The sequence below is a fragment of the Mesorhizobium sp. WSM4837 genome, from assembly GCF_055811435.1.
The window spans coordinates 19888-29973 of the sequence record NZ_JBVVQE010000081.1 but is presented as its reverse complement, the minus strand read 5'-3'; the positions used below and the strand labels follow the sequence as shown (position 1 = coordinate 29973).

The 10086-nt window shown below is 59.2% G+C and carries 6 protein-coding genes and 2 pseudogenes; 5 read left to right on the top strand and 3 right to left on the bottom strand.

Going from position 1 to position 10086, the window contains the following annotated elements:
- From AC0L3D_RS31290 to AC0L3D_RS31270, 5 genes and pseudogenes are all read left to right on the top strand, one after another.
- Positions 1–309, top strand: a pseudogene (locus tag AC0L3D_RS31290) (IS3 family transposase); the annotation flags it as partial.
- A 117-nt stretch (positions 310–426) separates the two neighbouring features.
- The gene (gene kce / locus AC0L3D_RS31285; protein ID WP_473646953.1) at positions 427–1404 is read left to right on the top strand and encodes a 3,5-dioxohexanoate:acetyl-CoA acetone transferase; all 978 of its coding nucleotides are present in this window, start codon (positions 427–429) and stop codon (positions 1402–1404) included.
- Between the two features lie 163 nt (positions 1405–1567).
- A complete protein-coding gene (locus AC0L3D_RS31280; RefSeq protein WP_473646952.1) occupies positions 1568–2374 on the top strand; it encodes an SDR family NAD(P)-dependent oxidoreductase in 807 nt (268 codons plus the stop codon).
- Between the two features lie 36 nt (positions 2375–2410).
- Positions 2411–3904, top strand: coding sequence for a class I adenylate-forming enzyme family protein (locus AC0L3D_RS31275; protein WP_473646950.1), 1494 nt, complete (start codon positions 2411–2413; stop codon positions 3902–3904).
- Positions 3905–4031: 127 nt separating this feature from the next.
- Positions 4032–4191: pseudogene (locus AC0L3D_RS31270) on the top strand (N-6 DNA methylase); the annotation flags it as partial.
- Between the two features lie 209 nt (positions 4192–4400).
- Here AC0L3D_RS31270 and scpA read toward each other — a convergent pair.
- Genes scpA through AC0L3D_RS31255 form a run of 3 tightly spaced genes read right to left on the bottom strand, consistent with a single transcriptional unit; the run spans position 4401 to position 10084 of the window.
- Positions 4401–6539, bottom strand: coding sequence for a methylmalonyl-CoA mutase (scpA, locus tag AC0L3D_RS31265; protein WP_473646949.1), 2139 nt, complete (start codon positions 6537–6539; stop codon positions 4401–4403).
- Positions 6539–8542: an acetyl-CoA carboxylase biotin carboxylase subunit gene (locus tag AC0L3D_RS31260; RefSeq protein WP_473646947.1), complete on the bottom strand. Its 2004-nt coding sequence runs from the start codon at positions 8540–8542 to the stop codon at positions 6539–6541. The genes scpA and AC0L3D_RS31260 overlap by 1 nt, the downstream gene beginning before the upstream one ends.
- A gap of 9 nt (positions 8543–8551) precedes the next feature.
- Positions 8552–10084, bottom strand: a complete 1533-nt coding sequence (locus AC0L3D_RS31255; protein ID WP_473646945.1) for an acyl-CoA carboxylase subunit beta — start codon at positions 10082–10084, stop codon at positions 8552–8554.
- Between the last annotated feature and the right edge of the window lie 2 nt (positions 10085–10086).

The following is a 10086-nucleotide window of genomic DNA, read 5'->3' as shown; positions in this document are numbered from 1 at the left end:
CAGAGACGGAGCTGCGTGGTGGTCGGCTGCGTGACCTCGCGGACAAGCGCCGGCGCTTCGGCTATCGACGGCTGTTCATCCTGCTCAGGCGCCAGGGCGAGGCGTCGGCGATCAACCGTATCTATCGTCTTTACCGCGAGGAAAGACTGACGGTGCGCAAGCGCCGGGCAAGACGGCGAGCAGTCGGCACGCGGACGCTGGTCCAAGTCGAGGCAAAGCCGAATGCGCGTTGATCGCTGGACTTCGTCCATGACCAGTTCGCCTGTGGCGGGAGGTTCCGCGTGCTCAACATCGTCGACGACGTATCTGCATGGCTCACCCGCTGGATCACGGATCATAACTCTTCGGACCTCGCAATAACTCTCCTTGCTCGCACACTAGGCCCTGCTCGACTAGACTCATCAAATAAGCAGTTGGAGTACTCTTATGTCCGCTGGACGCAAAGTAGTGATTACATGTGCTGTGACGGGCTCAGCACACACGCCGACAATGTCGCCATATCTGCCAATTACCCCGGAGCAGATTGCAGAGCAGGCGATTGGGGCAGCGGAAGCGGGGGCGGCCATCATCCATTTCCACGCCCGCGATCCGCGCGATGGGCGCCCTACACCCGATCCAGACGTATATGCGCCGGCAATCGATCGTGTGGGTCAAGAGTCTGACGTAATAATCAACATCACAACGAGCGGCGGGCCACAGACGACGCTTGAAGACAGGATTGCTGCTGCACTGCGGTTCAAACCAGAGCTTGCCTCCTTGAATATGGGATCTCTTTCTCCCTACGGGCGGCAGAGATTGCTCGACAAGTTTGAGTACTGGCAACACGCTTGGGAGCGGCAATTGTTCGCCGCGGCCCCGTCCCGCGTTTATCCAAATTCAGAGGAGATGATCACTCGAACGATCAACGAGGTCGGCGCGGGCGGCACACGCTTCGAATGCGAATGCTATGACGTTGGGCATCTATATAACGTAGCCTACTTCGCGGATGTCGGCCTGTTAACGCCACCCTTCATCATCCAAACTGTCTTCGGGTTCAGTGGCGGAATTGGCTTGGACGCTGACAATATGACTCACATGCGCAATGTCGCAGACCGGCTGTTCGGCGCGGATTATCGCTGGTCAGTTCTTGCGCCGGGAAAACATGAGTTCCGCCTGTGCACCATGGGCGCTACGATGGGGTCAAATGTGCGGGTGGGCATGGAAGACAACCTGTACCTCGACAAGGGCAGGCTCGCCAAGTCCAATGCCGAACAGGTAATGCGGATGCGCGAAATCCTAACCCTTTTGTCCTTCGACATCGCGACACCGGACGATGCCCGGGAGATGCTTGGGTTGAAAGGGCGGGCGAACACCGGTGGCACAGATACCGCAGGTGCGGAAATACAAGTCGGCCATAACCGGTAAGTTAAATTCGGGGCAAGGTGTCCGACCTGGCTCAACTCAAGCGCAGCCCGACGTTCCTGGAAGCTTTCGCGCCGAACCGTCTATTCGTTAAGCGGCCGTCCGCGAGAAACACACGAAAGACAATTTTCTGACGAGCAAAGTAAAACCGTTGTTGGAAAGAAATATGGGCAAGCGTGTTGAAGGCAAGATAGCCCTCGTTATGGGAGCTGGCTGCATTGGTGACGGTTGGGGCAACGGCAATGCGACCGCTGTCTTGCTGGCCCGGGAAGGCGCGGCCGTTTTCGGTGTTGACTATCGCCCGGATGCGGCGCGCGCCACACAAGCACACATTGAGGGTGAGGGCGGCATCTGCGAGGCTTACGGGGCAGACGTGACCCGCCCAGACCAGGTATCTGACGCTGTTAAAGCCTGCCTCAAGCGGTTCGGCCGCATCGACATCTTGGTCAACAACGTCGGCATTGTGGCAGTCGGTGGTCCCGTCGATCTTAGCGAGTCGGACTGGGACCGGGTCATGGACACGAACGTCAAAAGCATGTTCTTGACCTGCAAGTACGCGTTGCCTGTTATGCAGGCGACGGGCGGTTCGATTGTTAACATCTCCTCGGTGGCAGGCGCAAGGTGGCTGGGGGTAAACTACGTATCCTATGGAGCCAGCAAGGCGGCGGTCAATCATTTCACAACGTATGTCGCGATGGAGTATGCGCGTCGTGGAATTCGCGTAAACGCCGTGATGCCCGGTCTAATGAACACGCCGATGATCGTCGAGCCGCTGACAGAGGCATATGGTGGTGACATCGAGACGATGCTGACCAAGCGCAACGGAATGGTGCCCATGGGCAAAATGGGTGACGGGTGGGATGTTGCCAACGCGGTGCTTTTCCTTGCAAGTGACGAAGCCAAGTACGTGACTGGCACTTCGCTCTTCGTCGACGGCGGGCTGCATTGTCAAGTTACGCCAGCAGTCGCCTGATCGAGCTAGCCCAGATATAGGATCCGGCTTATTCTAATGAATATCGCAAATTGGCTTTATCAAACTGCTTTGAGCTGGCCGAACCGGGACGCAATACTCTATGGGAACGAGCGCTTCCACACATATTCAAGTCTCCTGCGAGCCATCTGCGATCGCGCCGCAACAATGGCCGGGTATTACGGCCTCACCAGTGGTGATCGGGTAGCCGTCTTCGCTAAGAACTGCCCAGAATATCTCGAAATCTTGCACGCCTGCTGGTGGATAGGCGCAGTGGCTGTTCCGATCAACTGCAAGCTGCATCCGCAGGAAGCCGAATGGATTGCAATCAACGCTGGTGCGTCCCTCGTTTACACTGACACCGGCAGTGGTTTCCGCGCCAGTAGCACGCTCCATGAAATCAATATTTCGGACCAAGTTGGCTGCTCTAATGCACCGATCGTCCCGCCACTTGCTCTCGCAAATGATGATTTGGCCTGGCTGTTCTACACCTCGGGTACCACCGGTAGACCCAAGGGGGTGATGCTCAGCCATAACAACCTCCGTCATATGACGCTCTGCTATACGGCTGATGTAGATATCGCGTTGGCATCGGACACCGTGGTTTATGCAGCGCCGATGTCGCACGGAGCCGGCCTCTACATGTTTCCCCACATACGTGCGGGTGGAGCGCACCTAGTGCCCAAGTCTGGCGCCTTCGACATCGACGAAATCATTGATGCTGCCCGCAACCGTCAGAACATCGTGCTCTTCGCCGCTCCGACCATGGTCAAGCGCCTAATCGCTGCTTCGCGTTCACTAGGGTATGACGGTGTTGGGATTCGTACAATCATCTATGGCGGCGGACCAATGTATGTGAATGACATAGAGGATGCACTAAAGGTCTACGGGCCGCGCTTTGTACAGATCTATGGTCAAGGCGAGACGCCTATGACCATTTCGGCACTTTCTCGCGACCTAGTGGCAGACACAACCCACCCGGATTCGCGACAGCGCCTCGCGTCAGTCGGAGTGGCGCAAAGCTGCATCGAGATTTCAATTGTAGATTCCGAAGGCAATGTTCTTCCCTTCGGCCAGACTGGTGAGATCTGCGTGAAGGGTCCCACCGTGATGCTCGGCTATTGGCAAAATCCCGAGGCAACTGCTGAGACCATTCGCGATGGGTGGTTATACACTGGGGATCTCGGTTATATTCAAGATGATGGATTTCTCTACCTCACGGATCGTTCCAAGGACGTCATTATCTCGGGGGGCACTAATATCTATCCTCGCGAAGTTGAAGACGCGCTTCTCCGCCACCCAGCGGTTTTTGAGGCGGCGGTGGTTGGGGAGCCAGAGCCCGAATGGGGAGAGCAGGTAGTGGCCCATGTGGTTTGCGTACCAGGAAAGCACATAACTGAACAGGAACTCGACAGTTGGTGCCGTCAGCAAATTGCATCTTTCAAAAAACCCAAGAAATATATCTTCGCCACGGACTTACCCAAGAACAGCTACGGCAAGATACTGAAAACTGCATTGCGCTCAAGCGCCTAACCTAATTCCCAGAATCGTTGCTCAAGTTTTTTAGCAATAAGTAACGTCTACGCAGAGCGGGGCTGCCGAAAGAGCCGGCAGCTTGGATAGCATGCGGCCTGCTCTCGATATTGCAGGAGACGCGCGTGCGACCAACATGTCCACGTTCGAGGGCGTCGATCCGAACGGCTCCCAGCGGGCCTGGATCTTTATGTGAAATTCCGGTTCGTGGAACGAAGAATCCGAGCCAGGCGCTCGTGCTGGTCTCCGGGACGCCGATCACCAATACGCTTGGCGAGATGTTTTCTCGGTGCAGCGGAATATGTGAAGGTGCCGGCGCTTTCGACCAGCGCACGAACGCGGCGACTACCGGTCTACGTGTTCGGCAGCTACAGGTAGGCTGCTGTGACCAGAGGCCGTCCGCTGTGGCAAGTTCGGGGATCATTGCTGCCTAATGCGGAATCTATTTCCGGGCGGGGCGCTTCGCCGGTGCCGAGGTCCTTAGCGAGGAGACTCTTCATCGATTGCGACGCCTTCCTTCAAGGAGATCGACGACCCCACGCGCTGCGTCCAAGATGTGTGTTCCAGGGCCGAATACGGCGGCGACCCCATGGTCCATCAGGAACTGATAATCCTGGCGCGGTACCACCCCACCGCATACAACCATGATGTTTTCGCCGCCTGTCGCCTTCAGGGACTCGACGAGTTGCGGCAGAAGTGTCTTGTGTCCGGCCGCGAGCGAAGATGCGCCGACGACATGAACCTCAGAGGCCACTGCCATGGCTGCGGCTTCTTCTGGCGTCTGGAAAAGCGGTCCGGCGACCACGTCGAAGCCGAGATCACCGAACGCCGATGCGATCACTTTGGCGCCGCGGTCATGGCCATCCTGGCCGAGCTTGGCCACCATCAGCTTTGGTCTTTTACCGAGGGAGACAGAAATGTCCTCGATGCGAGATGCCAGCGTCTTGTATTCAGGCTCATCCCGAAAGGCGGACCCGTAGACGTCCGCAATCACCTCGGGAACCGCTACGTGATCCCCAAAGACGCGGCGTAGCGTGTCGGAAATCTCTCCCACTGTCGCGCGAACGCGCGCGGCTTCGACGGCCGCCGCGAGAAGATTGCCCTTGCCGCCGGCTGCGGTCTCGCCGAGCGCGGCAAGGGCTGCGTCAACGCGCTTGGGGTCGCGCCGACGCTTTGTTTGTTCGAGTCGACGGATCTGCGCCTCGCGCACCGCCGCATTGTCTATCTCAAGGGCATCGATCGGGGCCTCGTTTTCCAGCCGGTACTTGTTGACACCGACGATCACCTCGTCGCCGAGATCGATCGACGCCTGGCGGTGGGTCGCCGCCGTCTCGATCAGGCGTTTTGGCAAACCGTCGATGACGGCCTTGGTCATGCCGCCAATGGCCTCGATTTCTTCGATGAGCGCCCACGCCTTATCTGCAAGTTCGGCGGTGAGGCTTTCGACATAATAGGAGCCGGCCAATGGATCGACCACCTTGGTCACTCCGGTCTCGTGCTGAAGGATCAGTTGCGTGTTGCGCGCGATCCGCGCCGAAAACTCAGTCGGCAGTGCGATCGCCTCGTCGAAGGAGTTGGTGTGGAGTGACTGCGTGCCACCCAGAACCGCGGCCAGTGCTTCATAGGCAGTGCGCACAATGTTGTTGTAGGGGTCCTGCTCCTGCAGCGAGACGCCCGATGTCTGGCAATGTGTGCGTAGCATCAGCGATGAAGCTTTTTTCGGCTGGAACTCTTCCATGATACACGACCACAGAAGTCGCGCTGCCCGCAGCTTGGCGGCCTCCATGAAAAAATTCATGCCGATCGCGAAGAAGAAGGACAGCCGGCCGGCAAAATCGTCGACGTCGAGGCCTTTCTTCAACGCCGCGCGGACATATTCGCGCCCATCGGCCAGGGTGAAGGCGAGTTCCTGTACCAGCGTCGCGCCGGCCTCCTGCATGTGATAGCCGGAGATGGAGATCGAGTTGAACTTCGGCATTTCCCTTGCGGTGTACTCGATTATGTCGGCGACGATGCGCATCGAGGGCTCGGGAGGGTAGATGTAGGTGTTGCGGACCATGAACTCCTTCAGGATGTCGTTCTGGATGGTCCCGGAAAGCTGGGCCGGCGAACAGCCTTGCTCCTCGCCGGCGACGATGAAGCAGGCGAGGATCGGGATGACCGCACCATTCATCGTCATGGAGACGGAAACGTCCTTGAGGGGTATGTCGTCGAACAGGACGTTCATGTCATCGACGGAATCGATGGCAACGCCGGCCTTGCCGACATCGCCGACGACACGCGGATGGTCGCTGTCATAGCCGCGATGGGTAGCGAGATCGAAGGCGACCGACACGCCCTGCTGCCCGGCGGCGAGCGCCTTGCGGTAGAAGGCATTCGACTCCTCCGCCGTCGAGAAGCCGGCATATTGCCGGATTGTCCACGGCCTGCCGGCATACATGGTCGCGCGCGGTCCGCGGACGAACGGTTTTAGCCCGGGCAGCGTTGCGAGGTCGTTGATCCCATCCAGGTCGTCTGCCGTGTAGAGCGGCTTGACGTCGATGTCTTCGGCCGTGCGCCAGACCAGGGCATCGGGGGAGGCCTTCAGTTCCCGTTCGGCAAGAGCACGCCAGTCGGCGAGTTTGGCGTCGGCCATTATTCAAACTCCAGAATGAGCTCGTCAACGGCGAGGCTTGCCCCCGCCTTGGCGGCGATCCGTTTAACGACTGCCCGCCGTTCGGCGCGCAGCACGTTCTCCATTTTCATCGCTTCCACCGTTGCAAGAATCTGGCCAGCCTCGACCGACTCTCCTTCGCAAACAGCAATCGCGGTGACTACACCGGGCATCGGGCAAAGCAGCAGTCTGGAGGTATCCGGCGGCTGCTTCTTCGGCATCAATCGCGCGAGTTCGGCGATAGCGGGGCTGCGTACATGGGCGACAACATCCATTCCGCGCCAGCGCAGTCGGTAGCCAGTTCCTGAGCGCGACGTCTTGATCGACGTGGTCTCAGTGCCAATTTGAAACTGCGCGATATGCCGTCCCGGCATCCAGTCGCTTGCAACGCTCAGAGCCGAGCCGTCATCGAATGACACCGCGGTTGCGTCTTCCTGATTGCGCACGGCGACCGCGAAGGCATGGCTGCCAAGCGTGACGATCCAATCGCTGGAGACTTTGCGACGATGATTGTCCATCGCTCCGGAGATCTGGACATTTCGGTGCTGCAGTTTCCAGTTGATGTGTGCCGCGACCGCCGCGAGCTTGCGCTCATCCTCATCGGTCGGAGATACACCTGCGAAGCCGTCTGGAAACTCCTCGGCGATAAAGGCCGTGCTCAGTCGCCCCTCGCGAAACCGGGGATGGTCTATGACCGCGCCGAGAAACGGCAGGTTGTTGCCGATGCCTTCCAGTTCGAAATCATCCAACGCCGCGCCCATGGCGTTGATTGCGCCCGGCCGATCGGGCGCCCAGGTGCAGAGCTTGGCGATCATCGGATCATAGTGCATCGAGATGTCCGAGCCCTCGACCACACCGGTATCGTTGCGGATGAGTGAGCCGTCCGCACGTGCACCCTCAGTGGGCGGACGGTAGCGTGTCAGACGACCGATCGAGGGCAGGAAATTGCGATACGGGTCTTCCGCGTAGAGCCGGCTTTCGACCGCCCAGCCGTTCAGCTTCACATCCTCTTGGCCAAAGCGCAGCTTTTCGCCTGCGGCGATTCGGATCATTTCCTCGACCAGATCGATGCCGGTTATAAGTTCGGTGACCGGATGCTCGACCTGTAGCCGGGTGTTCATCTCGAGGAAGTAGAAGTTGCGGTCGCGATCGACGATGAATTCAACGGTACCTGCCGAGTGGTAGCCGACTGCCTTGGCTAGGGCGACGGCCTGCTTTCCCATCGCATTTCGGGTCGGCTCGTCGATGAACGGGGAGGGGGCCTCCTCGATGATTTTCTGGTTGCGGCGCTGGATCGAGCATTCCCGCTCGCCGAGATAGACGAGACTGCCGTACTGGTCGCCGAGCACCTGGATTTCAATGTGACGTGGTTCGGTGACGAATTTTTCGATGAAGATACGGTCGTCGCCGAAGGCGTTCTTCGCCTCGTTTCGCGAGGAGTGAAAGCCTTCGCGCGCCTCGACCTCGTTCCAGGCAATGCGCATGCCCTTGCCACCCCCGCCGGCGGATGCCTTGATCATGACAGGGAAGCCGATCTCTGCGGCGATGCGCACCGCCTCCTCTGCATCCTCGATCAGGCCCATGTGACCGGGCACAGTCGAGACACCGGCGGATGACGCGATCTTTTTTGAGGTGATCTTGTCGCCCATCGCCTCGATGGCAACCGGCGAGGGTCCGATGAAGGCGACGCCCTTGGCTTTGAGCGCATCGGCGAAATTTGAATTCTCAGACAGGAAACCGTAGCCCGGATGAACCGCATCAGCGCCCGTAGCGGTGACGGCATCGAGGAGGTTTGCAATGCGAAGATAGGACTGGGCTGAGGCTGCGGGACCGATATGGACAGCTTCATCGGCTTGCCGGACGTGCAACGCGTCGCGATCAGCGTCGGAATAGACGGCGACGGTGGCTATGCCAAGCCGGTGCGCCGTTTTGATCACCCGGCATGCGATCTCGCCACGATTGGCAATCAGGATTTTCTTGAACATTTTGCACACTCAAAGCGGGATCGTGTCGTGCTTCTTCCAGCGCGTCTCGACGCTTTTTCCCCGCAGAGCGGCAAAGGCACGCGCGATCCGCTTGCGTGAGGAATGTGGCATGATCACCTCGTCGATGAAGCCGCGCTCGGCGGCAATGAAGGGATTGGCGAAGCGCTGCTCGTATTCCTTGGTACGAGCCGCCAGCCTCTCGGGATCGCCGAGTTCGGACCGATAGAGGATTTCGGCAGCGCCCTTTGCGCCCATCACCGCGATCTCAGCGGTCGGCCAGGCGTAGTTGATGTCGGCGCCAATATGTTTCGACGCCATCACGTCGTAGGCGCCGCCATAAGCCTTGCGCGTGATCAACGTGACCATCGGCACGGTCGCTTGCGAATAGGCAAACAGCAGCTTGGCGCCGTGCTTGATGACGCCGCCATATTCCTGGGCGGTGCCCGGCAGGAAACCCGGCACGTCGACGAGCGTCAGGATCGGGATGTCGAAGGCGTCGCAGAAGCGAACGAAACGCGCCGCCTTGCGGGAGGAATCGATGTCGAGGCATCCGGCCAGCACCATCGGCTGGTTGGCCACCACGCCGACCGTCCTGCCCTCGATGCGAACAAAACCTGTGATGATGTTGCGAGCGAAGGCGGCCTGAAGTTCGAAGAAGTCGCCTTCATCGGCGATGGCGAGGATGAGTTCCTTCATATCGTAGGGCTTGTTGGCGCTCTCCGGCGCCAGTGTGTCGAGGGGCAACTCGACCCGCTCGGGATTGTCATAAAACGGCCGTACGGGCGGCTTTTCCCGATTGTTCAGCGGCAGGAAATCAAAGAGGCGCCGGACCTCTTCCAGAGCCTCTATGTCGTTCTCGAAAGCCCCGTCCGCGACAGAGGATTTTTGCGTGTGGGTTGCCGCGCCGCCAAGTTCCTCCGCGGTCACGATCTCGTTTGTAACGGTCTTGACCACGTCGGGGCCGGTCACGAACATGTAGGAGGAGTCTCGAACCATGAAGATGAAATCGGTCATGGCCGGGGAATAGACCGCGCCGCCGGCGCAGGACCCCATGATCACTGAAATCTGCGGGATGACGCCCGAAGCATCGACATTGCGCTTGAAGACGTCGGCGTAGCCGGCGAGCGAGGCGACACCCTCCTGGATGCGGGCACCGCCGGAATCGTTGAGGCCGATCACTGGAGCCCCATTGCGCACCGCCATGTCCATGATCTTGCAGATTTTCTGAGCGTGTGTCTCAGACAACGATCCGCCAAGCACCGTGAAGTCCTGTGAGAAGACGTAGACCAGCCTGCCGTTGATCGTACCCCAGCCTGTGACCACGCCATCGCCGGCGACCTTCTGTTCGGCCATGCCGAAGTCCGTCGCACGATGCGTGACATACATGTCGTATTCTTCGAAGGAGCCTTCATCGAGAAGCACCACGACGCGCTCTCGAGCCGTCAGCTTGCCTTTGGCATGCTGGGCGTCGACTCGCTTCTGCCCTCCGCCCATGCGAGCCTGCGCGCGACGGATCTCGAGTTGTTCGAGAACAGCTCGCATCA